Origin of the sequence: Azohydromonas sp., assembly GCF_035325925.1 — a bacterium.
Lineage (GTDB): Bacteria > Pseudomonadota > Gammaproteobacteria > Burkholderiales > Burkholderiaceae_C > Calidifontimicrobium.
Genome location: NZ_DAOKZA010000022.1, coordinates 21,337 through 47,266, shown reverse-complemented (window position 1 = coordinate 47,266; position 25,930 = coordinate 21,337). Strand labels below are relative to the sequence as shown.

At 72.3% G+C, this 25,930-nt stretch carries 28 protein-coding genes; 11 read left to right on the top strand and 17 right to left on the bottom strand.

The window, feature by feature from the left end; translation table 11 throughout:
* Positions 1 to 51: 51 nt before the first annotated feature.
* Complete coding sequence (locus PKC53_RS10260) at positions 52 to 1,278, top strand: acyl-CoA desaturase (RefSeq protein WP_324428377.1); 1,227 nt, start codon at positions 52 to 54, stop codon at positions 1,276 to 1,278.
* Positions 1,279 to 1,383: 105 nt separating this feature from the next.
* Here PKC53_RS10260 and rpmG read toward each other — a convergent pair whose 3' ends face one another.
* The 3 genes from rpmG to trxB all read right to left on the bottom strand — a co-directional run bounded on the left by rpmG (position 1,384) and on the right by trxB (position 2,853).
* Positions 1,384 to 1,554, bottom strand: a complete 171-nt coding sequence (gene rpmG / locus PKC53_RS10255; protein WP_119288412.1) for a 50S ribosomal protein L33 — start codon at positions 1,552 to 1,554, stop codon at positions 1,384 to 1,386.
* A gap of 14 nt (positions 1,555 to 1,568) precedes the next feature.
* A complete protein-coding gene (gene rpmB, locus PKC53_RS10250) occupies positions 1,569 to 1,802 on the bottom strand; it encodes a 50S ribosomal protein L28 (protein WP_324428376.1) in 234 nt (77 codons plus the stop codon).
* 91 nt (positions 1,803 to 1,893) lie between these two features.
* Positions 1,894 to 2,853 carry a thioredoxin-disulfide reductase gene (trxB, locus tag PKC53_RS10245; RefSeq protein ID WP_324428375.1) on the bottom strand — a complete coding sequence of 320 codons (960 nt, stop codon included), beginning with the start codon at positions 2,851 to 2,853 and terminating at the stop codon, positions 1,894 to 1,896.
* A 213-nt stretch (positions 2,854 to 3,066) separates the two neighbouring features.
* On the opposite strand from trxB, the gene PKC53_RS10240 reads away from it, so the two are divergent.
* Positions 3,067 to 3,735, top strand: a complete 669-nt coding sequence (locus PKC53_RS10240) for a Crp/Fnr family transcriptional regulator (RefSeq protein ID WP_324428374.1) — start codon at positions 3,067 to 3,069, stop codon at positions 3,733 to 3,735.
* Between the two features lie 22 nt (positions 3,736 to 3,757).
* Here the strand turns inward: PKC53_RS10240 and PKC53_RS10235 are convergent, their stop codons facing one another.
* From PKC53_RS10235 to PKC53_RS10225, 3 genes are read right to left on the bottom strand one after another with little or no spacing between them, the layout of a single operon-like run.
* On the bottom strand, positions 3,758 to 4,372 hold the full coding sequence (locus PKC53_RS10235; protein ID WP_324428373.1) for a nitroreductase family protein: 615 nt from the start codon (positions 4,370 to 4,372) through the stop codon (positions 3,758 to 3,760).
* The gene (locus PKC53_RS10230) at positions 4,369 to 5,301 is read right to left on the bottom strand and encodes a DMT family transporter (RefSeq protein WP_324428372.1); all 933 of its coding nucleotides are present in this window, start codon (positions 5,299 to 5,301) and stop codon (positions 4,369 to 4,371) included. Before PKC53_RS10230 ends, PKC53_RS10235 begins: the two co-directional genes overlap by 4 nt.
* Positions 5,302 to 5,323: 22 nt before the next feature.
* A complete protein-coding gene (locus PKC53_RS10225; RefSeq protein ID WP_324428388.1) occupies positions 5,324 to 5,629 on the bottom strand; it encodes a DUF2007 domain-containing protein in 306 nt (101 codons plus the stop codon).
* Between the two features lie 24 nt (positions 5,630 to 5,653).
* Here PKC53_RS10225 and PKC53_RS10220 point away from each other — a divergent pair, with 24 nt between their 5' ends.
* From PKC53_RS10220 to PKC53_RS10210, 3 genes are all read left to right on the top strand, one after another.
* Positions 5,654 to 6,031 carry a DUF2784 domain-containing protein gene (locus tag PKC53_RS10220; protein ID WP_324428371.1) on the top strand — a complete coding sequence of 126 codons (378 nt, stop codon included), beginning with the start codon at positions 5,654 to 5,656 and terminating at the stop codon, positions 6,029 to 6,031.
* A gap of 62 nt (positions 6,032 to 6,093) precedes the next feature.
* Complete coding sequence (locus PKC53_RS10215; protein WP_324428387.1) at positions 6,094 to 7,077, top strand: quinone oxidoreductase; 984 nt, start codon at positions 6,094 to 6,096, stop codon at positions 7,075 to 7,077.
* A 127-nt stretch (positions 7,078 to 7,204) separates the two neighbouring features.
* Positions 7,205 to 8,029 carry a DUF3014 domain-containing protein gene (locus PKC53_RS10210; protein WP_324428370.1) on the top strand — a complete coding sequence of 275 codons (825 nt, stop codon included), beginning with the start codon at positions 7,205 to 7,207 and terminating at the stop codon, positions 8,027 to 8,029.
* Between the two features lie 15 nt (positions 8,030 to 8,044).
* Here the strand turns inward: PKC53_RS10210 and PKC53_RS10205 are convergent, their stop codons facing one another.
* The 6 genes from PKC53_RS10205 to PKC53_RS10180 all read right to left on the bottom strand — a co-directional run bounded on the left by PKC53_RS10205 (position 8,045) and on the right by PKC53_RS10180 (position 13,773).
* Positions 8,045 to 8,866 (bottom strand): DUF2189 domain-containing protein, encoded by an 822-nt coding sequence (locus tag PKC53_RS10205; RefSeq protein ID WP_324428369.1) that lies wholly within the window; start codon positions 8,864 to 8,866, stop codon positions 8,045 to 8,047.
* Between the two features lie 62 nt (positions 8,867 to 8,928).
* On the bottom strand, positions 8,929 to 9,459 hold the full coding sequence (locus PKC53_RS10200) for a DUF3016 domain-containing protein (protein ID WP_324428368.1): 531 nt from the start codon (positions 9,457 to 9,459) through the stop codon (positions 8,929 to 8,931).
* A gap of 172 nt (positions 9,460 to 9,631) precedes the next feature.
* Entirely contained in the window at positions 9,632 to 10,279 is a 648-nt protein-coding gene (locus PKC53_RS10195; RefSeq protein WP_324428367.1) for a SagB/ThcOx family dehydrogenase, read from the bottom strand.
* Complete coding sequence (locus tag PKC53_RS10190) at positions 10,276 to 10,893, bottom strand: DUF938 domain-containing protein (RefSeq protein WP_324428366.1); 618 nt, start codon at positions 10,891 to 10,893, stop codon at positions 10,276 to 10,278. Before PKC53_RS10190 ends, PKC53_RS10195 begins: the two co-directional genes overlap by 4 nt.
* 4 nt (positions 10,894 to 10,897) lie before the next feature.
* Positions 10,898 to 11,824, bottom strand: a complete 927-nt coding sequence (locus PKC53_RS10185; RefSeq protein WP_324428365.1) for a methyltransferase domain-containing protein — start codon at positions 11,822 to 11,824, stop codon at positions 10,898 to 10,900.
* A gap of 14 nt (positions 11,825 to 11,838) precedes the next feature.
* On the bottom strand, positions 11,839 to 13,773 hold the full coding sequence (locus PKC53_RS10180) for a sigma 54-interacting transcriptional regulator (RefSeq protein ID WP_324428364.1): 1,935 nt from the start codon (positions 13,771 to 13,773) through the stop codon (positions 11,839 to 11,841).
* Positions 13,774 to 14,033: 260 nt separating this feature from the next.
* On the opposite strand from PKC53_RS10180, the gene PKC53_RS10175 reads away from it, so the two are divergent.
* The 5 genes from PKC53_RS10175 (at position 14,034) to PKC53_RS10155 (ending at position 18,312) form a co-directional block, all read left to right on the top strand.
* Positions 14,034 to 14,510, top strand: coding sequence for a 4Fe-4S dicluster domain-containing protein (locus PKC53_RS10175; protein ID WP_324428363.1), 477 nt, complete (start codon positions 14,034 to 14,036; stop codon positions 14,508 to 14,510).
* Positions 14,511 to 14,521: 11 nt separating this feature from the next.
* A complete protein-coding gene (locus tag PKC53_RS10170) occupies positions 14,522 to 16,369 on the top strand; it encodes an aldehyde ferredoxin oxidoreductase family protein (RefSeq protein ID WP_324428362.1) in 1,848 nt (615 codons plus the stop codon).
* A gap of 63 nt (positions 16,370 to 16,432) precedes the next feature.
* Entirely contained in the window at positions 16,433 to 17,698 is a 1,266-nt protein-coding gene (locus PKC53_RS10165) for an FAD-dependent oxidoreductase (protein WP_324428361.1), read from the top strand.
* A gap of 35 nt (positions 17,699 to 17,733) precedes the next feature.
* Positions 17,734 to 17,988, top strand: coding sequence for a MoaD/ThiS family protein (locus PKC53_RS10160; RefSeq protein WP_324428360.1), 255 nt, complete (start codon positions 17,734 to 17,736; stop codon positions 17,986 to 17,988).
* Positions 17,989 to 18,048: 60 nt separating this feature from the next.
* Positions 18,049 to 18,312 carry a hypothetical protein gene (locus PKC53_RS10155; protein WP_324428359.1) on the top strand — a complete coding sequence of 88 codons (264 nt, stop codon included), beginning with the start codon at positions 18,049 to 18,051 and terminating at the stop codon, positions 18,310 to 18,312.
* Between the two features lie 326 nt (positions 18,313 to 18,638).
* On the opposite strand, the gene PKC53_RS10150 is transcribed toward PKC53_RS10155, so the two are convergent.
* The 5 genes from PKC53_RS10150 to PKC53_RS10130 form a co-directional block, all read right to left on the bottom strand.
* Complete coding sequence (locus PKC53_RS10150) at positions 18,639 to 21,128, bottom strand: ATPase, T2SS/T4P/T4SS family (RefSeq protein WP_324428358.1); 2,490 nt, start codon at positions 21,126 to 21,128, stop codon at positions 18,639 to 18,641.
* Between the two features lie 125 nt (positions 21,129 to 21,253).
* Positions 21,254 to 22,324, bottom strand: a complete 1,071-nt coding sequence (locus PKC53_RS10145; RefSeq protein ID WP_324428357.1) for a hypothetical protein — start codon at positions 22,322 to 22,324, stop codon at positions 21,254 to 21,256.
* Positions 22,325 to 22,369: 45 nt separating this feature from the next.
* Entirely contained in the window at positions 22,370 to 23,671 is a 1,302-nt protein-coding gene (locus PKC53_RS10140) for a TRAP transporter large permease subunit (protein ID WP_324428356.1), read from the bottom strand.
* A 7-nt stretch (positions 23,672 to 23,678) separates the two neighbouring features.
* On the bottom strand, positions 23,679 to 24,182 hold the full coding sequence (locus PKC53_RS10135) for a TRAP transporter small permease subunit (protein ID WP_324428386.1): 504 nt from the start codon (positions 24,180 to 24,182) through the stop codon (positions 23,679 to 23,681).
* Positions 24,183 to 24,219: 37 nt separating this feature from the next.
* Positions 24,220 to 25,188 carry a TRAP transporter substrate-binding protein gene (locus PKC53_RS10130; RefSeq protein ID WP_324428355.1) on the bottom strand — a complete coding sequence of 323 codons (969 nt, stop codon included), beginning with the start codon at positions 25,186 to 25,188 and terminating at the stop codon, positions 24,220 to 24,222.
* A 158-nt stretch (positions 25,189 to 25,346) separates the two neighbouring features.
* Here PKC53_RS10130 and PKC53_RS10125 point away from each other — a divergent pair, with 158 nt between their 5' ends.
* Positions 25,347 to 25,925 carry a winged helix DNA-binding protein gene (locus PKC53_RS10125; protein ID WP_324428354.1) on the top strand — a complete coding sequence of 193 codons (579 nt, stop codon included), beginning with the start codon at positions 25,347 to 25,349 and terminating at the stop codon, positions 25,923 to 25,925.
* Positions 25,926 to 25,930: the final 5 nt, after the last annotated feature.

The following is a 25,930-nucleotide window of genomic DNA, read 5'->3' as shown; positions in this document are numbered from 1 at the left end:
CTAAAATCGCGCGATCCCGGCGGTTTGCAGCCGGGGAGGCTGAATCCCGAGATGAATGAACTTTCCGTGCTGTGGAGCTCGCTGGTGGACTGGCTCGCCCGCGGCCTGCTCGACGCGTCGTGGTGGCAGATCGTCGTCTTCACGCTGGCGGTGACGCACGTCACGATCGCGTCGGTGACGATCTTCCTGCACCGCGCGCAGGCGCACCGTGCGCTCGAGCTGGGGCCGGTTCCGTCGCACTTCTTCCGCTTCTGGCTGTGGCTGACCACCGGCATGGTGACCCGGGAGTGGGTCGCGATCCACCGCAAGCACCACGCGAAGTGCGAGACCGACGAAGACCCGCACAGCCCGCAGACGCGCGGCCTGGGCACCGTGATGCGCGAGGGCGCCGAGCTGTACCGCGCCGAGGCGAAGAACGCCGAGACGCTGGCCAAGTACAGCCACGGCGTGCCCGACGACTGGCTCGAGCGCAACCTGTACTCGCGCTACAGCTGGCAGGGCGTGGGCCTGATGCTGATCATCGACCTGCTGTTGTTCGGCGCCGCCGGCGCCACGGTGTGGGCGGTGCAGATGGTGTGGATCCCGTTCTGGGCCGCAGGCGTGGTCAACGGCATCGGCCACTACTGGGGCTACCGCAACTTCGAGGCGCCCGACGCGTCGACCAACGTCTCGCCGTGGGGCCTGATCATCGGCGGCGAGGAGTTGCACAACAACCACCACACCTACCCGACGTCGGCCAAGTTCTCGGTCAAGCCGTTCGAGTTCGACATCGGCTGGGGCTACATCCGCGTGCTCGAGATGCTCGGCTGGGCCAGGGTGCGCAAGACGGCGCCGAAGCTCGCGCTGGGCGAGGTCAAACCGGTGGCCGACAGCCGCACGCTGGAGGCGATCATCGCCAACCGCTACGAGGTGATGGCGACCTACGCGGCCGAGATGCGGCGCGCCGTGCATGCCGAGATCGCGCACCTGCAGGCGCAGGGCGCGCACAACAGCTCGCGCCTGGCCCAGCTCGTGCTGGCCAAGCGCTGGCTGCACCGCGACGCCGACAAGATCCCCAGCCCGGTGAAGCCGCAGCTGGCGCAGGCCGTCAGCGGCAGCCCGCAGCTGGCCAAGCTGGTGGCGATGCGCGAGGAGCTGCGCCAGCTGTGGACGCGCACCAACGTCTCGGCCGAGCAGCTCGTCGCCGATCTGCAGGCCTGGTGCCGCAAGGCCGAGGACAGCGGCATCGCCGCGCTGCAGGAATTCTCGCTGAGGCTGCGCGCCGCGGCGCACGCCTGATCGCGTGGGCGGGCGACGCATGCCGCCTCCGCCCGGCGCCGTGAGAAGAAAAAGGGCCCGCGATACGGGCCCTTCTCGTGGTGTGATCCGGCCAGCGCGGCCGGGTCACTTCAGCTTGGTTTCCTTGTACAGCACGTGCTTGCGCGCCTTCGGGTCGAACTTCATGAACTCGAGCTTCTCCGGCGTGGTCTTCTTGTTTTTGCTCGTCGTGTAGAAGTGCCCGGTGCCGGCCGTCGATTCCAGCTTGATCTTGTCGCGTCCGCCTTTGGTCGCCATCTCGGTCTCCTAGTTCAGAGTTCGCCCTTGGCCCGCAGGTCGGCGACGACCTGGTCGATGCCGACCTTGTCGATCAGCCGCAGCGCCGCGTTGCTCACGCGCAGGCGCACCCAGCGGTTCTCGGTTTCGAGCCAGAACCGGCGGTACTGCAGGTTGGGCAGGAACCGGCGCTTGGTCTTGTTGTTGGCGTGGGACACGTGGTTCCCGACCATCGGGCGCTTGCCCGTGACTTGACAGACGCGTGCCATGACGCTTCTCCGTGGGATTCAGCAAAGCCGCAAATTATAGCCAGGTTCGACGCGCGCTGGCACCGTCGGCGCCCGGGGGCGACTGCTGCGGTCAGCCCTGCTGCTGCTCGAGGAAACGCTGCGCGTCGAGCGCCGCCATGCAGCCGGTGCCGGCGCTGGTGATCGCCTGCCGGTAGACGTGGTCCTGCACGTCGCCGGCGGCGAACACGCCGGGCACGCTGGTCATCGTCGCCATCCCGGCGAGGCCGGACCGGGTGACGATGTAGCCGTCCTTCATCTCGAGCTGGCCCTTGAAGATGTCGGTGTTCGGGCTGTGGCCGATGGCGATGAAGCACCCCTTGAGCGCGAGCTGGCGCGTGCTGCCGTCCTGCGCGGACTTCAGCCGCACGCCGGTCACGCCACTGGCGTCGCCGAGCACCTCGTCGAGCGTGTGGAACAGGTGCAGCTCGATCTTGCCCGCGGTCACCTTGTCCATCAGCTTGTCGACCATGATCGGCTCGGCGCGGAACTTGTCGCGGCGGTGGATCAGGTGCACCTTGGTCGCGATGTTCGACAGGTACAGCGCCTCCTCGACCGCGGTGTTGCCGCCGCCGACGACGCACACCTCCTCGCCGCGATAGAAGAAGCCGTCGCAGGTGGCACAGCCGCTGACCCCGCGGCCCATGAACGCCTGCTCGCTGGGCAGGCCCAGGTACTTCGCACTGGCGCCGGTGGCCACGATCAGCGCGTCGCAGGAGTAGCTGCCCGAGTCGCCCTTCAGGCGGAACGGCCGCTGCGACAGGTCGACCTCGTTGACGTGGTCGAACACGATCTTCGTGTCGAAGCGCTCGGCGTGCTGCTGGAAGCGCTGCATCAGGTCCGGCCCCTGCACGCCGGCCACGTCGGCGGGCCAGTTGTCGACGTCGGTGGTCGTCATCAACTGGCCGCCCTGGGCCATGCCGGTGACCAGCAGCGGTTGCAGGTTCGCGCGGGCAGCATAGATCGCCGCGGTGTAGCCGGCAGGGCCGGAGCCGAGGATCAGGACCTGGGCGTGGGTGGGGGCAGTGGTCATCGCGAAGAGGGGGACAGGAGTCTCGGGAAGGAGCGCGCGGGCCGCGCGACGGCGTGGTGCAGGCCCCACGCCGATGATGACATGGGGTTGCCACAGGGTGCCGCCCGGCGCTGCAATCGGCACAATAGTGAAATTCTAGGCACTTGGCGCGCGTCGATAGCGCGGGTGCCCGTCGACCGGCACCGGCCGACGCACAACCAGGAGGAACCGCTGATGTCGATGCTGTCGAATCTCGACCTGATCCGCCGCGTGCCGTTGTTTTCGATGCTGACCAACGACCAGGCGCAGACGATCGCCGACAGCGTGGTCAAGCGGCGCTTCCGCCGCGGCGAGATCGTCGTCGAGCAGGGGCGCAAGAGCAATGCGTTGTTCATCCTGCTCAACGGCCGCGCACGCGTGCTGACCTCGGACTCGCGCGGCCGCGAGGTGATCCTCGCGGTGCTGCAGGCCGGCGACTACGTCGGCGAGATGAGCCTGATCGACAACGAGCCGCACTCGGCCACGGTGCGCGCCGAAGTGCAGACCGACATGCTGGTGCTCGGGCGCAACGAGTTCGCCCGCTGCCTGCCCGAGACCGCGAGTCTGGCGTACGCGATCCTGCGCGGGTTGGTCGCGCGGCTGCGCGCCGCCGATCGGCAGATCGAATCGCTGGCGCTGCTCGACGTGTACGGGCGCGTCGCGCGCGCGCTGCTCGACATGGCCGAGGACGACAAGGGCGTGCTGATCATCCGCAGCAAGGTCTCGCGCCAGGACCTGGCCAAGGTCGTCGGCGCGTCGCGCGAGATGGTCAGCCGCGTGATGAAGGACCTCGAGGAACGCGGCCACATCGAGACCCAGGACAACGGCTGGGTCGTCGTCAAGGACCGGCTGCAACGGGACTGACCGCGCCGCAGGCGCCGCGACATCAGGGCGCGGCGCGCCGCGGTGCCCAGTCGGCGAGCCACTGGTCGGCGGCGGTGCGCGGGTGGCGGCGCACCTCGCTGGCGGTGCCCAGCGACACGAAGCACACCGGGCGCTCGTCGTCGGCCAGGCCGAGCCCGCGGGCGAACGCGCCGCTGCGCAGCGCGCGGCCGCTGGTGAGCATGCCGGCGAAGCCCATCGCGTGCGCGGTCAGCAGCAGCGCCATCAGCGCCGCACCGAGGGTGACGTAGCGTTCGTGCTCGACGACGTCGTCGTGCGGCGGCTGCAGTTTCGCCACGGCGAGCAGCAGCTCGGGCGCGCGGTGCGCCTTGACGCGCGCCTCGGCGCGTTCGGCTTCGCCGGCGGCCGGGTCGCGTTCGAGCAGCGCGGCCTCGAACAGGTCGGCCAGCGCATCGCGCTGCGCCGCGGCGATGCGCAGCAGCCGCCACGGGCGCAGTTCGCGGTGGTCGGGCGCGGTGCCTGCCGCCTCGACGATGCGGCGCAGCTGTTCGGCGCTGGGTCCGGGCGCGTGCAGCCGCTTCGGCGAGACCGAGAAGCGGCTGCCGATCAGCGCCAGCGCGAAGTCGGCCAGCTCGTCGGTGCCTGGGGCCGGGTTCATCGCGGGGCCTGCTTGCGTCGCGTCGAGACCACGATGCCGGCGATGATCAGGCCGAACGCCAGCGCGTGGTACGGGCGTGGCGACTCGTGCAGCAGCGCGCCTTGCATCAGCGCGGCGAACAGCGGCGCGAGGTTGGCGAAGAACGCCGCCACCGCGGGCCCGACCGCGCCGACGCCGCGGCCCCAGCAGTAGTACGCGACGATCGACGGCCCCAGCGCGACGTACAGCACCGCCATCACCACCGGCAGCGACCACTGCACCGACGCCTGCGGCACCGCCAGCGCTTCGCCCACGCCGAAGGCGCCGGCCCACAGCACGCCGAACACCGCCTGCACCAGCAGGAACTCGGCCCAGTTCCATGCCGGCCGCGTGTCGGCGCGCATCAGCGGGCCGGGGCGGGCGAGCCGCCAGGAGTAGAAGGCCCAGGCGACGACGGCCAGCAGCATCCACAGGTCGCCGGCGACGAAGCGCACCTGCACCAGCCGCGCCGGCTCGCCGCGCGCGAGCACCACCGCGACGCCGAGCAGCGACAGTGCCGCACCGAACAGCGCGCGCCGAGAGGCGCGCTCGCCGTAGCACAGCGCGCCGACGGCGAGCATCCACACCGGCGTGCTGGCGGCGATCAGCGTGACGTTCAGCGGCGTCGACGTCACCAGCGCCGCGTACTGCAGCGCGTTGTAGCTGCCCATGCCGAGCAGCCCGAGCAGCGCCAGCTCGCGCCAGCGTTGCGCCACGGCGCGCCGCGCCGCCGCGCCGGCGATCGCACGCCAGCCCAGCGGAAGCAGCAGCACGAACACGACGATCCAGCGCAGCGCGTTGAGCGTCAGCGGCGGCACGTGGCCGACCATCAGCCGGCCGACGACCGCGTTGCTGGCCCACAGCAGCGGCGGCAGCGTGAGCAGGGCGGCGAGCCGGGGCGTCAGGCGCATGGCAACGGTGCGATGCGCCGGCTCAGCACGGCATCATCGCGCCGCAGTTCCAGCACTGCTCGAACGCACCCTGGACACGCTCGCCGCAGGCGCGGCACAGCCAGTCGCGCTGCGGGGCGTGGCGCAGGCCGTCGAGCAGTGCACGCGCCGCCGCGAGCTGGTCGTCGCGATCGACCCAGACCTCGGGCAGCGCCTGATCGGGCGGGATCTCGCCGGCGATGCTGCCGGCCCAGGCGCGCTGCACGCTGGCGTCGATGCCGGCGTGGCGCAGCAGATCGGCCCACAGCGTGGCCACCGCCAGGTTCGGCGCGCGCGTCACCCGCTGCATCGCGCGTGGGAACATCGCTTGGTCATGATCGAAGGCATTCTCGCCGACGTGGTGCTCGCGCTGCACGCGCTGTTCGTCGTCTGGGTCGCCGCCGGGGCGCTCGCCGTGTGGCGCTGGCCACGCCTCGCGTGGCTGCACCTGCCGGCGCTGGCCTGGGGCCTGTGGGTCGAGGCCAGCGGCGGGTTGTGTCCGCTGACGCCGCTCGAGGTCGCGTTGCGCCGCGCGGCCGGCGAGCAGGGCTACGTCGGCGGCTTCGTCGAGCACTACCTGGCAGCGCTGGTCTACCCGGCCGGGCTCACGCGCGAGGCGCAGTGGGTGCTGGCCGCGTTGCTGGCGCTCGTCAATGCCGGCCTGTACGGGGCGATGGTGCGCCGCCGGCGGCGTCGCACGGGGATGCGCTAACCTGCGCCGCTTCGACCGAGACCCACCCTGACACCCACCCGGAGCAAGCGATGGCCGAGACCCTGAGCAAGTGCGTGATGATCGACAAGTACGGCGGCCCCGACGAGATGCGCCTCGTCGAGCGGCCGGTGGGCGAACCCGGCCCGGGGCAGATCCGCATCCGCCACCATGCCTGCGGGCTGAACTTCATCGACGTCTACCAGCGCATCGGCCTGTATGCCAACGCGCTGCCGCTGACGCTGGGCATGGAGGCCGCCGGCGTCGTCGAGGCGGTCGGCGACGGCGTGACGCACCTGGCGCCCGGCGACCGCGCCGCGTACGCCGGCATGCCCCCGGGCGCGTACAGCGAGTGCCGCGTGATGCCGGCGATGAACGTCGTCAGGCTTCCCGAAGGCATCGACTTCGAGACCGCCGCGGCGATGATGCTCAAGGGCCTGACCGTGCAGTACCTGCTCAAGCGCACGCTGCCGCAGGGCGGATTGCAGCCGGGCGATGCGATCGTTTTCCACGCCGCCGCCGGCGGGGTCGGGCTGATCGCGTGTCAGTGGGCCAGGGCGCTGGGGCTGGATCTGATCGCCACCGCCGGCAGCGACGCCAAGTGCGCGCTGGCGCGCGAGCACGGCGCGGCGCACGCGATCAACTACAACACCGAGGACTTCGTCGCGCGGGTGCGCGAGATCACCGGCGGGCGCGGCGTGAAGGTGGTCTACGACTCGGTGGGCAAGGACACCTTCGAGCGCTCGCTCGAGTGCCTCGCGCCGTTCGGCCTGCTCGCCGCGTTCGGCAACGCGTCGGGGCCGGTGCCGCCGCTGCAGGTCGGCACGCTGGCCGCCAAGGGCTCGCTGTACGTGACGCGGCAGACGCTGTTCACGCACATCGCGACGCGCGAGCGCACGCAGGCGATGGCCGACGACCTGTTCTCGATGGTGCTGTCGGGGCAGGTGAAGATCCGCATCGACCAGCGCTACCCGCTGGCCGACGTCGCGCTCGCGCACCGCGACCTCGAGGCGCGCCGCACCACCGGCTCGAGCGTGCTGCTGCCGTGAGCGTGTCGCGAGCCGGCGCGGGACAACCCTGGGGAACCCGCCCGGCGCCGCAGCGTCGCACCCGATGACGACGTAGCGCGCGGGGGCCGTCGACTTCGGCGGCCGCGGCGTGCAGGAGGGGCCGACGATGAACACACGCAGCACCTGGGCGGCACTGGCGATCGGCGCGGCGGCGCTGGCGGTCGGCGCGTGGTGGTGGCTGCGGCCGACCGCTGCACCGGCGCCGGCCGAGCCGGCACCGGTGGCCGAGGTCGCGCCGGCGGCGGCACCGACGGCGTCGGCGGTTCGCTACCCGATCGATGCGGTCGCGGTGGCGGGCGACGAACCCGTCGAGGCGGCGCAGCCACCGACGCTCGAGTCGCTGCTGGCGGCGCTGGTCGGCCGCGAGGCGGTGCTGCGCTTCGTGCACACCGACGACTTCGCCCGCCGCGTCGCCGCCACCGTCGACAACCTCGGCCGCGCGCACGCGCCTGCCGAGCGTTGGCCGGTGGTGCCCACGCCGGGGCGCTTCGACACCGTCGTGGTCGACGGTCGCAACATCGTCGGTGCCGCCAACGCGGCGCGCTACGACGCCTTCGTGCGGCTGGTCGCCAGTGTCGATCCGGTGCGCGCGGTGGCGCTGTACCTGCGCCTGTACCCGCAGCTGCAGGCTGCCTACGAGTATCTCGGCTACCCCGGGCGTGCCTTCAACGACCGCGTCGTCGACGTGATCGACCTGCTGCTGGCGACGCCAGAGGCGCCGGTGCCGCTGCCGGTGCACCTGACCGAGGTCCGGGGCCCGATCGCGTCGACGCGCCCCTGGGTGCGCTACGAGTTCGCCGACCCGGCGCTCGAGGACCTGGCCGCGGGTCAGAAGGTGCTGTTGCGCGTCGGCCCGGCGCACGCCGCGACGCTGAAGGCCTGGCTCGCGCAGGCCCGGGCGCTGCTCGCCGGCGGCGCCGTGCCGCGCTGAACGAATCGAGGCTTCTCAGTCGATGACGGCGGCGCGGTACGCGTGCCAGCTGGCGTGGCCGAGCACCGGCCCGACGACCAGCAGCCCGGCAAACCAGGGCAGCAGCGCGAGCACGACCAGCAGCGTGATCAGCGCGCCCCAGAACAGCATCACCAGCGGCTGCGTCAGCACCAGCCGCAGGCTGGTCAGGCCGGCGGTGATCGCGTCGGTCTGGCGGTGCAGGATCATCGGCATCGCGACGACGCTGACCGCGAAGATCAGCCCGGCGAACACGCCCCCGACGCCGACGTAGGCGACGATGAACTGCAGGTTGCCGGGATCGAGCAGCGCCTGCACCGACCCCTTGAAGTCGGGCATGCCGTCGAAGCTGACGGCGAACACCACGAGCGCCGCGCGCCCCCACAGCATCTCGAGCACGAGCAGCACGAAGCCGAAGATCGCCAGCGTGCCGGTGCGCGTCTGCCACGCGAGCAGCGAGTCTCCGAAGTCGGGGCGCTCGCCGCGCTCGAGCCGCAGGCTGGTCTGGTACAGGCCCAGGCACAGGAACGGGCCCATCAGCAGGAAGCCGGCCGACAGCGCCAGCGTGTACGCCGGCGCCTGCTCGAAGACCTTCATCAGCGCCCAGCCCATCACCATGAAGCAGCCGCCGTAGAACAGCCCGATGAACGGCGCGCGCGCGAAGTCGCGCGCGCCGCGCGCGACCCAGCGCAGCGGGTCGGCGAAGCCGAGCGGCCGCAGCGCGATCGAGAACGGGGAGGCGGGGACGGTGTCGGCGCCCGCGGCTGCGCCGGAATCCGGGGCGGGCGCCGCGGGGGGGGGAGGGTCGGACGTCTGCATCCCCGCCAGCGTAGCGGGCCGCGGCCGCAGCGACCAGACGGATTGTCCCGGGGCGACGGCGCTCACGGCGCCACGGCAGGGGCGATGCGCTCGGCCAGCCAGTCGTCGAGCAGGCGTCGCTCGTGCGCCAGCGGCTGCGCCGCGCGCCGCGGCGGCAGGTGGTCGAGGTAGGCGAGGTCGGTCAGGCGATCCTCGCCGCTGGCGAGCACGCGCTCGCCGGTGCGCAGCGTGTAGCGCAGGTGCAGGCGCGGCACGTCGACGCGGCCGTCGAGCACACGCAGGTCGCGCCGCGCGCCGGGGTGCTCGCGGCCGGCGAGGTCGACGTCGAGCAGGTCGACCTGCAGCGACTGCCCGTCGGCGAGCAGCTCGCGCCCGCGTCGCTCGAGGTGCGCGCGCAGCGTCGCCATCGCGCGGTCGCGGTCTGCGGCGGCAAAGCCGATGTCGGTGAAGCGCTGCGGCTGCACGAAGTCCACGCCGACCGTGCCCGCGGCGGCGGCCGGCGCGGCGGCGAGCACGCTGACGAGCGCGGCGGCGAGGCGGGCCTGGGCAGTACGCGCGACGGGACGAGGGAAGGCGGTTCGTTGCTGGGTCATCGGTGTCCTCCTGGGCGGCGAAGCGACGGCGCCGTCGCCGACGCCGGCCTGCCGTCGAACACAACGCGTGGCGCCGGTGGCGCGATGACGTGCCCGCTGCGCATGCCGTGCGCCGAGCTCGCGGCCTTCGCCCTGCCCGAGCCTGCGCAGGCCGGCCCGGCGCCGCGGCGGCTCAGCGTTTCGGGTGGCCGACGGTCTGCGACAGCAGCACCTGCCGGTCGGGGTCGAGGCCGAGCGCGTCGGCGATCGCCTGACGGTCGATCCACGCGCGGATCACGGTCGCCAGCCCGGCGCTGGCGGCGTACAGGTATACGTTCTGTGCGATCGCGCCGGCCGACGCGGCGGCGTACAGCGTGCGCTGTTCGGCGGGCACCAGCTTCTGCCGCGCGTGATCGGCGACGTAGACCAGGTCCAGCGGTGCGTCGTCGACGAAGTCCTGGTAGCCGGTGACGCGCCGCAGGTCGGCCGCGGCCACCAGCTCGAGCCGATGGCCGGCCGCGTCGTAGCGGTACGCGCCCTGCGGCAGCGCCACGTAAACCTCGACCTCCTGCGCATCCAGCGCCGACGGCGCAGTGCGGCCACCGTCGGCGCGACGGTTGACGCCGAACGCCGCCCACAGCAGGTCACCGAGCAGTTGCGGCTCGAGCGGAAGCTGCGCGAATTCGCGCGACGACCGGCGCCGGGCCAGTGCGTCCATCAGCGGCAGTCCGCCGTGGTGCGTCGCGCGCGGCAGCGCGATCGCGCGCTCGGCGTCGCCGAGCGCCGCAGCGGGGCGCAATCGACCCATCAGCCCGAGCGCCAGTTTGGCCAGCGTGGTCATCGTCGTTCTCCTGGGCTGCGGCCCCAGGCCAGCAGCAGGTTGTTGGACGGCATCGCGACACGTTCGCGCCGCACGAGCCCCGCCGACCGCGCCTGCGCGTCGACCGCGGCGAGGTCGCGCAGGCCCCAGCGAGGGTCGCGGCGGCGCAGGTCGGCGTCGAAGTCCAGGTTGCTCGCGGCGGTGGGTACATCGGCCTCGAAGAACGGGCCGTAGACGACGAGCACCCCGGCCGGCGAGAGGTGGCGTGCGGCGCCGGCCATCAGCGCTCCGCACACCGCCCACGGCGCAATGTGCAACAGGTTGACGGCCAGCACCAGGTCGACGCGGTCCGGCACGCCGGCCCACGTTGCATCGCTGGCGTCCAGCGCCAGCGGCGCGTGCACGTTGGGCAGGCCGGCGCACCAGGCGGCGATCGACGCGAGCGCGGCCGGGTCGGGGTCGCTGGGTTGCCAGGTCCAGCCGGGCATCGCGGCGGCGAAGTGCGCCACGTGCTGGCCGCTGCCGCTGGCCAGCTCGAGCGCATCGCCGCGCGGGGGCAGCAGGCGCTGCAGCCGCTCGAGGATCGGCTGGCGGTTGCGCTCGGCCGCCGGGCTGTGCAGTTGCATGGCTGGCATGGCGTCAGCGCGACGCGCAGGTGCCGGCGGCCGCGCGCACGAAACGCGCGCCGCGCAGCGACGTCGGGGCGTCGACGCGCAGCGTGCCGTCGGCGAGCCACCGCAGCACCCACTCGGTGCCGTCGCCGTCGGGGCGCAGCCGCAGCCGCGCGCCGTCGGCGCGGCCGGTCAGCGGCGTCGCGTCGAGCGTGGCGTCGATGTCCTGGTGGTGCTGGTCGATGCGCAGCCGGTGCGCGGCGGCTCCGCCGCCGCACCAGCTGCCGGCGACGCGCGCGGGCACGGTCCACAGGTGCAGCGTGCTGCGCGGGTCGCGTCCGACCGGCTTGTCGGGCGCGTCGACAACGACGCTGCGGTCTGGGCGCCAGTCGCCGAGATCGTAGTCGTGCGAGACGACGCGCGTGCCCGGCGCGAGCGCGAGCAGTCGCGGGCGCAACTTCAGGTTGACTGCGGGCAGCAGGTACATTGTGACCACGGTGGCGCGCGACAGGTCGGTGTCGAACAGGTCCTCGGTGCGGAACTCGACGCGATCGGCAACGCCGGCCCGCATCGCGTGTTCGCGGCTGCGCCGCACCAGGTCGTCGACGATCTCGACGCCGAGTCCGGTGGCGCCGAAGCGCTGCGCCGCGAGGATCACGATGCGCCCGTCGCCCGAGCCGAGGTCGATCACGTGGTCGTCGGGCCCGACGCCGGCGAGTTCGAGCATCGCCAGCGTGACGCGGTCGGGCGTGACGACGAACGGCACGTCGGTGTCGGCGGCGGTCGCCCACGGCGCCAGCAGCGCCACCAGCGCCAGCGCAGCCGCGACGACGGCGTGGCACCGCCCGCGGCCGTGCCACCGGTCGAGCCCCGCGCCGCACGGGCGCGGTGCCGGCCGGTCGTCGCGAGGCACGCACGGCGGTCGGGTCGAGCGGCGCAGGCCGACGGCGGTCATCGTCGCGTCCCGGGTCAGCGGCCGCCGCGCAGGCGGCGGTAGACGGTGTTGCGGCTGATGCCCAGGCGCCGCGCCGCGGCCGTGACGTTGCCGCCGAACGCGTCGAGCGTCGTGCGGATGGTCTCGATCTCGATCTGCTCGAGCGTGCCGGCGGGGCGTGTGTCGCGCGGGTCGGTGGCCGGCGGTGCTGCGCCTGCGGCCGGCCCGTGCATCGGGTCGCCGAGCGCGGCCGCGACCTGCGCCGCGCCGATGCGTTCGCCGGGGCCGGCCAGCAGGGCCGCCGCGCGCAGCACGTTGGCGAGCTCGCGCACGTTGCCGGGCCAGTCGTGAGCGCGCAGCCGCTGCAGGGCATCGGGGTCGAGCGGCAGCGCCTGGGCGCCGTCGCGGCGCAGCAGGCGCGCCGCGAGCACCGGCAGGTCGCAGCGCTCGCGCAGCGGCGGCAGCCGCACCGTCAGGCCGTCGAGGCGGTAGTACAGGTCCTCGCGCAGGGCGCCGGTGCGCACGCGATCGCGCAGGTCGTGGCGCGTCGCGACGACGACCTGCGCCGGACCCGGGTCGCCGTCGGGCGCGCCATCGGCGCCGTCGTCGCGCAGGTGGTGCAGCAGGCGCGCCTGCAGCGCGGCCGGCAGCGCGTCGATCTCGTCGAGCAGCAGCGTGCCGCCGGCGGCACGCCGCACCGCCCCGGCGTCGCCGTCGCCACCGAACAGCGCGGCCTCGAGACGCGCCGCCGGCACCGCCGCGCAGTGCAACTCGACGCACGGGCCCGACGCGCGCGCCGACGCGCGGTGCATGGTGTGCGCCAGCAGCCCCTTGCCGGTGCCCGTCTCGCCGACGAGCACGATCGCCACGCCGCGGTCGAGCACGCGGCGCAGCCGCTGCACCGCCTGGTCCCAGGCCGGGTCGCCGGTGCACAGCGCCTCGAGCGAAGCCGGCGCCGCGTCGCCGGCGGACGCGGGCGTGGCGGCCGCCGGCGGCAGCATCGGCACCGCGGGCGGTTGGGGCGAGCGCGCGGCGCGCGCTCGAGCCGTGGCGCGCCACACGGGCCCCTGCAGCCGGGCGTACACGTGCACGACGCGGCCGTCGTGCAGCGCCAGCGCCATCGGCGTCGCGGCGGCCTGGCGCGAGCGGTCGAACAGCGGGCCGAGCGCGGTGCCGATCAGCGAGTCCAGCGTGTGCAGCCGCATCGCCGCACCGCTGAGCCCGAGCTGGTCGAGCGCGCTGCGGTTGGCGCCGACGACACGCCCGTCGGGGGCGATCGCGACGATGCCCTCCATCAGCGTGCCGACGAAGCCGGCGCGGCGGTGGAAGTGCAGCCGCAGCGCGTGGCGGAAGTCGTCGTCGAGCCAATGGTTCTCGATCATGCGCGCCGACATCGTGACCAGCGCCATCGTGTGCCGGTGGTAGCTGCGGTGGTCGCCGGTGACGTCGAGCACGCCGAGCACGTTGCCGCGCGGGTCGACGATCGGCGACGCCGAGCAGGTCAGGAAGTGGTTGGCGTGCAGGAAGTGCTCGTCGGCGTGCACCAGCGTCGGCGCCTCGTCGACCAGCGCGGTGCCGATCGCGTTGGTGCCCTTGGCCGGCTCGGACCAGTTGACCCCGGGCTGCAGCGCCACCTTCTGCGCGCGCTCGAGGAAGTCGTCGTCACCGATCGAGTGGATGATCGTGCCGGTGGCGTCGCACAGCACGACCATGCTCTCGGTGCCGGCGATCTGCTCGTACAGCATCTCCATCACCGGCGCGGCGTGGGCGTACAGGCGCAGGTTGCGCTCGCGCACCAGGGCCAGGTCGGGGCGGCCGAGCGGGGCGTGGTCGGGGCGTTCGATGCGCGTCAGTCCCAGCGCGGCGCAGCGCGCGTGCGACTGCGCGATCGTCTCGGCATGGCGCGGCACCGTCGCGGCCGGCGTCGGGCGCAGGCCGCGGCGCCAGGCAGCGGGCGGGGACATCGGCATCGGGCGGTCTCCGAGGGGTGCGGCCACGGGGTGCGGCCGCGCGGCGCTCGTCGCGCCGATGGTAGGGGATCGACGCCACCGCCCGGCGTTGCGGCCGCCTTGGGCGAGCGCGGCGCCGGGTTGTCACGCGATGGGACAGTCCTAGGGTTTGCCCCAGGTATCGGCGGTGTCGACGGGTTCGGAAGATATGCAGCAGCCGACATCAGTGGTGCGGCGCGTCGCGCGCGAGGCACCACCGGCCCCACCTCACCGAGGACACCATGCAGAAGACCTTGCACATCAACGCCGACAAGTGCACCGGCTGTCTCCAGTGCGAGATGGCGTGCTCGTTCGAAAACTACGCCACCTACGCGCCGGCGAAGTCGCGCATCAAGGTGTTCGACTTCCACCACACCGGGCGCAAGGTGCCGTACACCTGCACGCAGTGCGACGAGGCCTGGTGCCTGCACGCGTGCCCGGTCGAGGCGATCACGATCGACAAGCTCACCGGCGCCAAGGTCGTCAGCGAGACGACCTGCGTCGGCTGCAAGGTGTGCACGATCGCCTGCCCGTTCGGCACCATCAACTACGTGCAGGAGACCGGCAAGGTGCAGAAGTGCGACCTGTGCGGCGGCGAGCCGGCGTGTGCCGAGGCCTGCCCGACCGGCGCCATCACCTACATCGACGCCAACTGGACCGGCCTGAACAGGATGCAGGCCTGGGCCGACAAGCTCGGCAACCAACCCGCCGCGGCGTAAGGAGCACGCACATGTCCTGGGCAGGAAAGATCCTCCGCGTCAACCTCGGTGCAGGCACCGTCAAGGCCGAGCCGCTGAACATGGACTGGGCGCGCGCCTACATCGGCTCGCGCGGCCTGGCCACCAAGTACATCGTCGAGGAGGTCGACCCGAAGGTCGACCCGCTGAGTCCCGACAACAAGGTGATCTGGGCCACCGGCCCGCTGACCGGCACGATGGCCTCGACCGGCGGGCGCTACACGGTGGTCACCAAGGGCCCGCTGACCGGCGCGATCGCGTGCAGCAACTCGGGCGGCTACTGGGGCGCCGAGCTGAAGATGGCCGGCTGGGACATGATCGTCTTCGAGGGCAAGTCGGCCAAGCCGGTGTACCTGTACATCGAAGACGACCTGGCCGAGCTGCGCGACGCCGGTCACCTGTGGGGCAAGTCCGTCTGGGAAACCGAGGAGACGCTGAAGAAGCAGCACCAGGACCCGCTGCTGCGCATCTCCAGCATCGGCGCCGCCGGCGAGAACCAGGTGCTGTTCGCCGCCGTCGTCAACGACCTGCACCGCGCCGCAGGGCGCTCGGGCGTCGGCGCGGTGATGGGCAGCAAGCACCTGAAGGCGATCGCGGTGCGCGGCACCAAGGGCGTGGGCAACATCGCCAACCCGAAGGAGTTCATGAGGGTCACCTTCGAGAAGAAGAAGATCCTCGCCGAGAACGCCGTCACCGGGCAGGGCCTGCCGACCTACGGCACGCAGGTGCTGATGAACGTCATCAACGAGATCGGCGCGCTGCCCACCCGCAACCACCGCGACGTGCAGTTCGAGGGCGCGAAGGACATCTCGGCCGAGGCGATGGCCACGCCGCGCAAGAGCGACGGCAAGCCGCAACTGGTGACCAACCAGGCCTGCTTCGGCTGCACCATCGCCTGCGGGCGCATCAGCAAGATCGACCCGACTCACTTCAGCGTGCAGAACAAGCCGCAGTACTGGGGCGCCTCGGGCGGCCTCGAGTACGAGGCGGCGTGGGCGCTGGGTGCGGCCAACGGCGTCAACGACCTCGAGGCGCTGCAGTACGCCAACCTGATCTGCAACGAGCACGGCATGGACCCGATCAGCTTCGGCGCCACCGTCGGCGCGGTGATGGAGCTCTACGAGATGGGCGTGCTGACCAAGGAGCAGATCGGCGTCGCCGCGCCGTTCGGCTCGGCGCAGGCGCTGTGCGAGTTCGCCGACATGACCGCCAAGGGCATCGGCTTCGGCAAGGACATCGGCCTGGGCAGCAAGCGGCTGACCGCCAAGTACGGCCACCCGGAGCTGACGATGAGCGTCAAGGGCCAGGAGTTCCCGGCCTACGACAGCCGCGGCATCCAGGGCATGGGCCTGGCGTACGCCACCAGCAACCGCGGCGCCTGCCACCTGCGCGGCTACACGGTGGCCTCGGAGGTGCTCGGCATCCCGGTGAAGACCGACCCGCTGAGCGCCGACGGCAAGCCCGAGCTGGTCAAGGCCTTCCAGGACGCGACCGCGGTGTTCGACTCGTCGGGCACCTGCGTGTTCACCACCTTCGCGTGGGGCCTGGCCGATCTGCAGCCGCAATTGGCCGCCGCGTGCGGCGACGACTTCACGCTCGACAACCTGAACGTCATCGGCGAGCGCATCTGGAACATGGAGCGCGACTTCAACAACCGCGCCGGCTTCACCGCCAAGGACGACACGCTGCCGCCGCGGCTGCTCAACGAGCCGGCGAAGACCGGCCCGGCCAAGGGCCTGGTCAACAAGCTGCCCGAGATGCTGCCGAAGTACTACGAGGTACGCGGCTGGAACCCCGACGGCACGCTGCGGCCCGAGACGCGCGCGCGCCTGGGGCTGTGACCGGCCCGGCACGCTGAACCCGAAGGCGGTCGCGAGACCGCCTTCTTACTTCGAGACCGCACGATGAAGCACGTCATCCTCGGCGCCGGCCCGGCCGGCGTCATCGCCGCCGAGACGATCCGCAAGCACGCGCCGGCCGACGAGATCCTGGTCGTCGGCGACGAACCCGAGGCGCCGTACTCGCGCATGGCGATCCCGTACCTGCTGATCGGCCAAATCGACGAAGCCGGCACGCACCTGCGCCACGGGCCGGACCACTACGCGAAGCTGCGCATCGACGTGAAGCGCGGCGTGCGCGCGAAGGCCGTCGACACGACGGCGCGCACCATCGCGCTCGACGACGGCAGCAGCGTGCCGTTCGACCGCCTGCTGATCGCCACCGGCTCGCGCCCGGCGAGCCCGCCGATCCCCGGCATCCACACCGACGGCGTGCTCACCTGCTGGACGCTGAAGGACGCGCGCGCGATCGCGCAGCGGGCCCAGAAGGGCGCGCGCGTGCTGCAGATGGGCGCCGGCTTCATCGGCTGCATCATCATGGAGGCGCTGGCCGCGCGCGGCGTGCAGCTGACGGTGGTCGAGATGGGCGACCGCATGGTGCCGCGCATGATGGGCCCGACCGCGGGCGGGATGATCAAGGACTGGTGCGAGGCCAAGGGCGTGCGCGTGTTCACCGGCACGCGCGTCGAGGCGATCGAGGCGCACGCACCGCTGCGCGCGCGCCTGTCCGACGGCCAGTGGCTCGAGTGCGACCTGGTGATCAGCGCCACCGGGGTCAAGCCGGCGATCGGCTTCCTCGAGCACTCGGAAGTCAAGTGCCTGCAGGGCGTGCTGACCGACGAGCACATGCAGACGACGGTGCCGGGCATCTACGCCGCCGGCGACTGCGCAGAGGCGTTCGACAAGATCAGCGGCAAGACCATCGTCAGCGCGATCCAGCCCAACGCCGCCGACCAGGCGCGCGTCGCGGCGCTGAACATGGTCGGCCGGCGCGCCGAGCTCATGGGCGTCACGCAGATCAACGTGCTCGACACGCTGGGCCTGATCTCCGCCAGCTTCGGCCACTGGGAGGGCGTGCCCGGCGGCGAGCAGGTCGAACTGACCGACCGCGCCGCCTGGCGCCACCTGAGCCTGCAGTTTGCCGGTGACCGGCTGGTCGGCTGCAACAGCATCGGCTGGACCGAGCACGTCGGCGTGATGCGCGGCCTCGTCGAGGGGCAGGTGAGCCTGGGCGAGTGGAAGGACCGGCTGCTCGCCGACCCGACGCTGCTGATGGAGGCCTACCTGGCGCGCGCGCAAGCCCAGCACGCGCGGGGTCTCGTCAAGGCCTGAGCACGCCGCGGCGGCCCGTGCGGCAACATCGCGCGATGCGCATCACGTTCAAGCTCTACGCCAGCCTCACGTCCTACCTGCCGCACGAGGCGCGGGCCGGCAATCAGGTGACGATCGACGTGGCGCCCGACGCGACGATCGCCGACGTCGTCGAGCCGTTCAACCTGCCGATGAAGCTGGTGCACCTGGTGCTGGTCAACGGCGTGTTCGTGCCGCCGCACGAGCGTGCGGCGCGCCGGCTGGCCGAAGGCGACGTGCTCGCGATCTGGCCGCCGATCGCCGGCGGCTGAGCCGACGCGCAGCGGGCTTCGCCGGTGCGGTGCGAAGACGGTGCGCGTTTCGAGCGCGAGATGGGCTGCACACCCGACGAGCTGCGCCGCTGGCTTCCCGGCGCCAGCGGTGGCCGTGCGGTGGCCTGGCGCGCCGACGGCGCCGACGTGCGCATCGGCGGTGGCCGGCTGCACCTGGACTGGCAGGTGCTGCCGCCGCGGCGCATCGCGTCGATCGTGCTGCCGCGGCTGCAGGTGCGCTTCGACTTCGACGACGTCGGCGCCGACGAGCGCCGCGGTTTCATGCGCTTCTTCGACCTCTACACCCATCGCGGCGGCGGGTGAGCCCGCCCGCCCCCGAAGGGGCACTTCAGGAGGGAGCCGGCTCGGCGGCTCGACCGCGCCACACGCCACGGACGCCCCGCATGTCATCAAGCATCCGCCGCGGATCCGGCTTCGCCGGTCCACGGGTGGTGCCCCCTGGGCGGAGGCGCCGAAGGCGCTTCGGGGGGATCTCGGTCGTAGTTCCCTCCCAACCTCCATCGCGCTGCGCAACACGGGCGACCGACGAATCGCTCGCCTACAAGCAACCGCCGCGGATCCGGCTTCGCCAGTCCGCCGGCGGTGCCCCCTAGGGGGAGGCGCCGAAGGCGCTTCGGGGGGGTCTCAACTCACACGTTGCTCGTCGCGCGCACCTCGCCGATCGTCGTCAGGCCCGCGAGCACCTTCTCGATGCCGTCCTGGCGCAGCGTGCGCGTGCCGTCGTCGAGCGCCTGGCGCTGCAGCTGCTCGACGCTGCCGCGCGTGACGACGAGGCGGCGCAGCGCACGCGTGACCGTCATCAGCTCGTGCAGGCCGACGCGCCCCTCGAAGCCGCTGCCGTCGCAGTGCGTGCAGCCCGGCGCCTCGTGCCACGGCAGCCGGCCGTCGCGGCCGAAGCGTGCGTTCCAGTCGGCGAGCACCTTGTCGGGGTCGGGGCGCGCGTCGTCGAAGAACACGTGCAGATGGTCCTGCAGCAGGTCCTGCACCTCGGCGTCGGTCGCGTCGCGCGTCGTGCGGCAGTGCGGGCACAGCCGGCGCACCAGGCGCTGCGCGAGCACGGCGAGCAGCGAGTCGCCGAAGTTGAACGGGTCCATGCCCATGTCGAGCAGCCGCGTGACGGTCTCGGCGGCGCTGTTGGTGTGCAGCGTGCTCAACACCAGGTGGCCGGTCAGCGACGCCTCGATCGCCACCTGCGCGGTCTCCTGGTCGCGGATCTCGCCGACCATGATCACGTCGGGGTCGGCGCGCAGCAGCGCGCGCAGCGCCTTCGCGAAGGTCCAGTCGATCTTCGGGTTGACCTGCACCTGGCGCAGTCCGGCCTGCGTGATCTCGATCGGGTCCTCGGCGGTCCAGATCTTGCGATCGGGCTGGTTGATGTCGCCCAGCAGCGAGTGCAGCGTGGTCGTCTTGCCGCTGCCGGTGGGGCCGACGCACAGCACCAGGCCGTAGGGACGGTGGATCGCGCGGCGCAGCCGCTCGAGGTTCGGCGCCGACAGACCCAGCTCGCCGATCGGCAGCGGCCGGGTCGACGCGAGGATGCGCATCACGACGTCCTCGAGCCCGTTGGCGGTCGGGATGGTCGCCACGCGCAGCTCCAGGCGGTGCTGCGGGCTGAAGCGAGCGAAATTGATCTTGCCGTCCTGCGGCCGGCGACGTTCACTGATGTCGAGGTCGCACATGATCTTGATGCGCGCCACCAGCGCCGCCCGGTAGGTGTGCGGCAGCTCCAGGTACGGGCGCAGCACGCCGTCGCGGCGGAAGCGGATGCGCAGCTTCTCGCGCCCGGGATGCGTCTCGACGTGGATGTCGGACACGCGCTGCATCCACGCGTCGACGATCATCGTGTTGACCAGCCGCACCAGCGAGTTGTCGGACTGCTCGATCGCCGGTTCGTCGTCGCGGTCGATCGCGGTTTGCTGCTCGAGCGACGCGACGAGCTGGCTGGCATCGAGCGCATCGCCGTCGCCGTCGTCGCCCGCGGCCGGGCCGTGGCGGGTGTCGGCACCGAAACGTTCGTAGGTGGCGAGCAGCGCGCGCGCGATGTCGGCGGCCGGCGCGATCACCGGCACCGCCTTCGCCTGCGCGACGAACTCGAGCTCCTCGATCGCCGCGCGCGCGGTCGGGTCGTCCATCGCCACCACCAGCCGGCCGGTGCGGCGCAGCAGCGGCAGCGCGTTGAGCCGGTGCGCGACGACGAAGGGCACGCTGCGCACCGCTTCGGCCTCGGCGGCGAAGCCGGCGACGTCGACCACCGGGTAGCCCATCTTGCGCGCCAGCGCGGTCTGCAGGTCCTGCCGCGAGACCAGGCCCTGGCGCACCAGCAGCTCGCCCAGCGGCAGCGAGCGGTCGAGCTTCTGCTGTTCGAGCGCCTCGTCGAGCTGGTGCGGGGTGATCATGCCCAGGCCGATCAGCGCCTCGCCGATGCGCATCATCGGCATGCGGTTCTGGTGTTCGAGCGCCGCGAGCAGCTGCTCGGCGGTGACCACGCGCTCGGACACCAGGGCCTCGCCGAGGCGGCGCGTGCGCAGGCGCTGCTGCTCGGCCAGCGCCTGTTCGAGCTGCTGCGCGCTGATCCTGTGCTGGGCCACCAGCTCCTCGCCGAGGGGGCGGCCGAAGCTCACCGACCGGTAGCGCGCGCGTGGCACGAATACGCGCTGCACCGCACCGGGGCGCTCGAGCGGCGGAAACAGGAACAGGCCGTCGTCGGTCTCGACGTGGCCCAGCGTGCATCCGTCGCGCCGGCGTCCGTCGGCCAGCGTCAGCCGGTACTCGACGTCGCCGGCGGCGTCGACCCGCGCCAGCGCGGCGTCGCCGGCGACGTCGTGCGCGCGCACCGGGGTCGTCAGCGTCAGCTGCAGGAACTGGTCGAAGCCGAATGCGAGCGGCGTGCGGCTCGCGCCGACGCGCACGCGCGCGTTGCGCTGCGGCGCGTCGAACTCGACCAGCACGCCGTGCACCGTCTTGCCGTTCAGGCCCTCGATCGTGCAGTCCTCGGGCAGCGACAGCCGGGTCAGCGCGTAGGCGGGGTAGGGCGGCGCCGGCCAGCACCCGCCCGCGCGCGCGCCGTCCGGCGGTGCCGGATCGCGCAGGCCAGGGGGTGGGACCGACATGTCCGTCATCGAAGCTCCTCGCGCGGTGGACGCCGGTCCAGCCGCAGCGCGATGCTAGACAGCGCCGACCGCCGGGATGCGGCAAGAAGGCCGGGGAATGACGCGCAGATCCGCGCGGCGCGCCGCGACGAAGCTCAGTCGGTCGCCTTGCTGTCGTCGAGGGGCAGCTCGGCCGGCACCACCGGTGCCCACACATCCTGCTGCACCAGCGACGCGAGCTTCAGCCCGAGTTGCTGACGCCGCGCCAGCACGGCCACCGGCGCCACGTTGGCCATCGCGCGCAGCATGTTCAGCGACGGCACCTTCGACGGGCTGGCCACCGCGAACACCAGCCGCCCCTGGTCGATCATCAGCGGCAGCGCCTGCATCGAGAGCACCGTGCGCACCGGCAGGCAGCGCATCGCCACCGGGTCGAGCGGGAAGCGGTCGACGTCGACCAGCGGGTAGCCCATCTTGTGCGCCAGCGCCGCCTCGAGGTCGGACGACGTGATCACGCCGGCGTCGACCAGCACCTGCCCCAGCGGCTTGTCGCGTTCGGGGGTCTGCTGCGCCAGCGCGCGCTCGACCTGGCGCACCGTCACCATGCCCAGGTTCAGCAGCGCCTGGCCCATCGGCAGCACCGGCGCATGCTCCTGCATCGCGATCGCCTCGGCGAGCGCCTCGCGCGTGTGCAGCCAGGCGCCGGTGGCGGACTCGACCGCGGTGGGCCCGAACTGCACCTCGCGGTACGCGGCGCGCGGCACGAACAGCCGCGTGACGGTGCGGTCGACGTCGACCGGCGGGAACAGGTACAGCCCGAACTGGTTCTCGACGCGCCCGACCGTCAGCCCGGCGAGCGTCGAACCGTCGCTGCGCACGAGCCGGAACTCGCACTCGTGCTCGGCCACCGGCATGCCGCGCGAGTGCGACTGCGGCACCAGCGGCTCGGTCAGCGCGATCGACCGCAGCTTGTCGAACGGCACCGCGACGGCGCCCGACGACGCGTCGCGCCGGAACTCGATGCGCCCGGCCATCGGCTCGAAGCGCATCATCTCGCCGTCGACGCTCTGGCCGTTGACCAGCTCGAGCCGGCAGGGCTGGAACGCGTGCTCGTCGACCGGCTCGTGGCCCCAGGCGAACGGCGGCTGCGGCCAGCGCTCCTCCTCGGGCAGGATGTCGAACAGCGGCGGGAACTCGAGGCCGGGCTTGCGCGGGGTGAAGACCATGCGGTCGCTGCGAGGGCTACGGTGGCGGATGCGCCCGATGGTAAATCAGCCACGCATCTGCCGGGGCAGGAATGTCACGAGGTCGGGCAGCAGGTACACCAGCGCCAGCGCGAGCACCATGAGGCCGAAAAAGGGCAGCGTGACGCGCGCGATCCAGCCGATCTCGCGCCCGGTCATGCCCTGCAGCACGAACAGGTTGAAGCCCACCGGGGGCGTGATCTGCGCCATCTCGACGACGAGCACGACGAAGACGCCGAACCACAGCAGGTCGATGCCGGCGGCCTGCACGGTCGGCAGGATCACGCCCATCGTCAGCACGACGATCGAGATGCCGTCGAGGAAGCAGCCGAGCAGGATGTAGAACAGCGCCAGGGCCACCAGCAGCTGCAGCGGCGTCAGGCCGAGCGAGCCGATCCACTCGGCGAGCTGGCGCGGCAGCCCGATGTAGCCCATCGCCAGCGTCAGGAATGCCGCGCCGGCGAGGATCAGCGCGATCATGCAGTACATGCGCGTGCCGCCGAGCAGCGAGTCCTTGAAGGTGCGCCAGCTCAGCGAGCCCTGCGCCGCCGAGACGATCAGCGCGCCGACCACGCCGACCGCCGCGGCTTCGGTGGCGGTGGCGATGCCGGCGTAGATCGAGCCGAGCACGGCCAGGATCAGCGCGACCACCGGCAGCAGGTGGCGCGACTCGCGCAGCTTGTGGCGCAGCGTCACGCCCGGCTCGGCGGGTGGCACCTGCTGCGGGTGGCGCCAGGACCACAGCACCAGGTAGCCGGAGAACAGCGCCGCCAGCAGCAGCCCGGGGACCACGCCGGCGATGAACAGCTGCGCGATCGACACGTCGGCGCTGACGCCGTAGACGATCATGATGATCGACGGCGGGATCAGCAGCCCCAGCGTGCCCGCGCCGGCGAGCGAGCCCACCGCGATGCCGTCGGGGTAGCCGCGGCGCCGCAGCTCGGGCAGGCTCATCTTGCCGATCGTCGCGCAGGTCGCCGCGCTCGACCCCGACACCGCCGCGAAGATCGCGCAGCCGATCACGTTGGTGTGCAGCAGCCGCCCGGGCAGCGGCTGCATCCACGGCGCCAGGCCGCGGAACATGTCCTGGCTCAGCCGGGTGCGGAACAGGATCTCGCCCATCCACACGAACAGCGGCAGCGCGGTCAGCGTCCAGCTCGACGCGCTGCCCCAGATCGTCACCGCCATCGCGTCGCCGGCCGGGCGCGCGCTGAACAGCTGCATCGCGACCCACGCCACGCCCGACAGCGTCAGCCCGATCCACACCCCGCTGCCGAGGATCGCGAACAGCGTGGCCACCAGCAGCAGCGAGATCGCGACGTCGTTCACCGGCGCCTCACTCGTGCCGCGTGGACGTTGCCGCGATGCCGCTGCGCCCGCGCAGCGCGAGCACCCACTCGTCGACCAGCGCCAGCGCGAACACCACGCAGCCCAGCGCCATGCCGATCTGCGGCAGCCACAGCGGCGTCGCGTCGCTGGCGGTCGAGACGTCGTGGAACCGGTGCGACAGCCACACCAGCCGCACGCTGTAGAACGCCAGCAGCAGCGCCAGCAGCGCCGACGCGCCGATCGACCACAGCTCGAGCGCGCGGCGCGCCCGCCCGCGCAGCCGGGCGAGCAGCAGCGTCACACGGATGTGCTCGCCACGCTTGAGCGTGTGCGCGAGCGCGAGGAACCCGGCCGCGGCCATCAGATAGCCGGCGTAGGCGTCGGTCCCCGGCACGTGGAAGTGCAGCTGCCGCCCGAGGATCGACAGCCACACCATCGCCAGCAGCCCGACCATGAACAGCGCCGCGAGCCACGCGGCGCCGTCGTACAGCGCGTCGAGCACGCGGCGCAGCGCACCGCGGGGCGCCTCGGGCAGGCTCACCGCGGCGTCACTTGCGGAACGCGTCGACCAGCTGCTGGCCCTCGGCGCCGGCCTTCTCGAGCCACTCCTTGAGCATCGTCTCGCCGACCTTCTGCAGGTCGGCCTTGAGCTGCGGCGACGGCGGCACGATGTTCATGCCGTTGGCCCGCAGCTTGTCGAGCGACTCGGTGTTGACGCGCTGGCTCGCCGCCCAGCCGCGCTGCTCGGCGGCGGCACCGGCCTTCAGCAGCGCGTCCTGCGTGGCCTTGTCGAGCGCGTCGAAGGCACGCTTGTTGACGATCACCGCGTTCTTCGGCAGCCAGGCCTGGGTGTCGTACCAGTACTTGATGTGCTCGTAGGTCTTGGTGTCGTAGCCGGTCGAGCCCGACGACATGTAGCTCTCGACGACGCCGGTGGCCATCGCCTGGCTCAGCTCGGCGGCCTGCACCGTCACCGGCTGCGCGCCGACGAGCTCGGCGATGCGCGCGGTGGCCGGGCTGTAGGCGCGCCACTTGACGCCCTTGAGGTCGGCGGCCGAGGCGATCGGCTTCTTCACGTAGATGCCCTGCGGCGGCCACGCGACCGCGTACAGCAGCAGCATGCCCTGCTCGCCGAGCTTCTTCTGCAGCAGCGGCTTCTGCGCCTGGTACAGCTTCATCGCGCTGTCGTAGCTGTCGGCGAGGAACGGCAGCCCGTCGGCGCCGAAGATCTGCCACTCGTTCTGGAAGTTCACGAGCAGGATCTCGCCGATCTGCGCCTGGCCGCCCTGCACGGCGCGCTTGATCTCGGGCGCCTTGAACAGCGACGCGTTGGCGTGCACGGTGATCTTCAGCTTGCCGCCCGTGGCCTGGTCGACGTCGTTGGCGAAGGCCACCAGGTTCTCGGTGTGGAAGTTCGACGCCGGGTAGGCGGCCGGCAGGTCCCACTTGGTCTGGGCCTGGGCGGCGCCGGCAGCGAGCGCGACGGCGGCGAGCGTGGCGTGAAGAAGGGCTTTCATCCGGGCTCCTGCGAACGGGACGGTGGAAGTCGTGCGGGCACGCAGCGCGCCCGCGGCCGGGGTCGGGCGGCCTCGACGGGCGCATCCGAGCGGCTTGAAGTCTAGGAAGCGATCCGATAAATTGTCAACAAAACGTCAACGTTCTGGTACAAACCCCGATGCCCCGACGCAAGCCGATCGCCGCAACCCGCGCCGCCCCCGCGGCACCGCGAGTGCCGCTGCACCCGGTGGAGCCGGCGCACGGCAACGCCATCGTCTCGTCGTCGCACCTGGTGTCGGCGCGCAGCGGCGAGCTGTCGGAGTTCGAGTTCGGGCTGATCGTCGCGTGGAACGCGTTCTCGCGCTGGGCGGTGCGCTGCATGGCCGCGGCCGGCTGCCCCGACCTGACGATCACCGACGTGCTGCTGCTGCACCACCTGTGCCACCGTGCGCGCAACAAGAAGCTGGCCGACATCGGCTTCGTGCTGAACTACGAGGACACGCACGTCGTCGCGTACTCGCTGAAGAAGCTGGTGGCCGCCGGGCTGGCGCGCACCGACAAGGTCGGCAAGGAGGTGTTCTACAGCCCCACCCCGGCCGGAGAGCGCCACGTGCAGCGCTACCGCGAGGTGCGCGAGCGCTGCCTGGTCGACAGCCTCGACACCGAGCTGAACGCCGACATCGGCGCGCTGGCGCAACTGCTGCGCACCATGTCGGGCATGTACGACCAGGCCGCGCGCGCGGCCAGTGCGATGTAGCCGCG

Excerpts from the sequence above, each read along its gene's own strand:
- PKC53_RS10145 (WP_324428357.1), bottom strand. The coding sequence starts at position 22,324 with ATGGTCTTCACCCCGCGCAAGCCCGGCCTCGAGTTCCCGCCGCTGTTC.
- PKC53_RS10235 (WP_324428373.1), bottom strand. The coding sequence starts at position 4,372 with ATGAACCCGGCCCCAGGCACCGACGAGCTGGCCGACTTCGCGCTGGCG.
- PKC53_RS10180 (WP_324428364.1), bottom strand. The coding sequence starts at position 13,773 with ATGCCGATGTCCCCGCCCGCTGCCTGGCGCCGCGGCCTGCGCCCGACG.
- rpmB (WP_324428376.1), bottom strand. The coding sequence starts at position 1,802 with ATGGCACGCGTCTGTCAAGTCACGGGCAAGCGCCCGATGGTCGGGAAC.
- PKC53_RS10220 (WP_324428371.1), top strand. The coding sequence starts at position 5,654 with ATGATCGAAGGCATTCTCGCCGACGTGGTGCTCGCGCTGCACGCGCTG.
- PKC53_RS10260 (WP_324428377.1), top strand. The coding sequence starts at position 52 with ATGAATGAACTTTCCGTGCTGTGGAGCTCGCTGGTGGACTGGCTCGCC.
- PKC53_RS10205 (WP_324428369.1), bottom strand. The coding sequence starts at position 8,866 with ATGCAGACGTCCGACCCTCCCCCCCCCGCGGCGCCCGCCCCGGATTCC.
- PKC53_RS10175 (WP_324428363.1), top strand. The coding sequence starts at position 14,034 with ATGCAGAAGACCTTGCACATCAACGCCGACAAGTGCACCGGCTGTCTC.
- rpmG (WP_119288412.1), bottom strand. The coding sequence starts at position 1,554 with ATGGCGACCAAAGGCGGACGCGACAAGATCAAGCTGGAATCGACGGCC.
- PKC53_RS10230 (WP_324428372.1), bottom strand. The coding sequence starts at position 5,301 with ATGCGCCTGACGCCCCGGCTCGCCGCCCTGCTCACGCTGCCGCCGCTG.
- PKC53_RS10155 (WP_324428359.1), top strand. The coding sequence starts at position 18,049 with ATGGGCTGCACACCCGACGAGCTGCGCCGCTGGCTTCCCGGCGCCAGC.
- PKC53_RS10185 (WP_324428365.1), bottom strand. The coding sequence starts at position 11,824 with ATGACCGCCGTCGGCCTGCGCCGCTCGACCCGACCGCCGTGCGTGCCT.
- PKC53_RS10130 (WP_324428355.1), bottom strand. The coding sequence starts at position 25,188 with ATGAAAGCCCTTCTTCACGCCACGCTCGCCGCCGTCGCGCTCGCTGCC.
- PKC53_RS10240 (WP_324428374.1), top strand. The coding sequence starts at position 3,067 with ATGTCGATGCTGTCGAATCTCGACCTGATCCGCCGCGTGCCGTTGTTT.
- PKC53_RS10165 (WP_324428361.1), top strand. The coding sequence starts at position 16,433 with ATGAAGCACGTCATCCTCGGCGCCGGCCCGGCCGGCGTCATCGCCGCC.
- PKC53_RS10160 (WP_324428360.1), top strand. The coding sequence starts at position 17,734 with ATGCGCATCACGTTCAAGCTCTACGCCAGCCTCACGTCCTACCTGCCG.
- PKC53_RS10200 (WP_324428368.1), bottom strand. The coding sequence starts at position 9,459 with ATGACCCAGCAACGAACCGCCTTCCCTCGTCCCGTCGCGCGTACTGCC.
- PKC53_RS10210 (WP_324428370.1), top strand. The coding sequence starts at position 7,205 with ATGAACACACGCAGCACCTGGGCGGCACTGGCGATCGGCGCGGCGGCG.
- trxB (WP_324428375.1), bottom strand. The coding sequence starts at position 2,853 with ATGACCACTGCCCCCACCCACGCCCAGGTCCTGATCCTCGGCTCCGGC.
- PKC53_RS10125 (WP_324428354.1), top strand. The coding sequence starts at position 25,347 with ATGCCCCGACGCAAGCCGATCGCCGCAACCCGCGCCGCCCCCGCGGCA.
- PKC53_RS10195 (WP_324428367.1), bottom strand. The coding sequence starts at position 10,279 with ATGACCACGCTGGCCAAACTGGCGCTCGGGCTGATGGGTCGATTGCGC.
- PKC53_RS10225 (WP_324428388.1), bottom strand. The coding sequence starts at position 5,629 with ATGCAGCGGGTGACGCGCGCGCCGAACCTGGCGGTGGCCACGCTGTGG.
- PKC53_RS10190 (WP_324428366.1), bottom strand. The coding sequence starts at position 10,893 with ATGCCAGCCATGCAACTGCACAGCCCGGCGGCCGAGCGCAACCGCCAG.
- PKC53_RS10150 (WP_324428358.1), bottom strand. The coding sequence starts at position 21,128 with ATGACGGACATGTCGGTCCCACCCCCTGGCCTGCGCGATCCGGCACCG.
- PKC53_RS10170 (WP_324428362.1), top strand. The coding sequence starts at position 14,522 with ATGTCCTGGGCAGGAAAGATCCTCCGCGTCAACCTCGGTGCAGGCACC.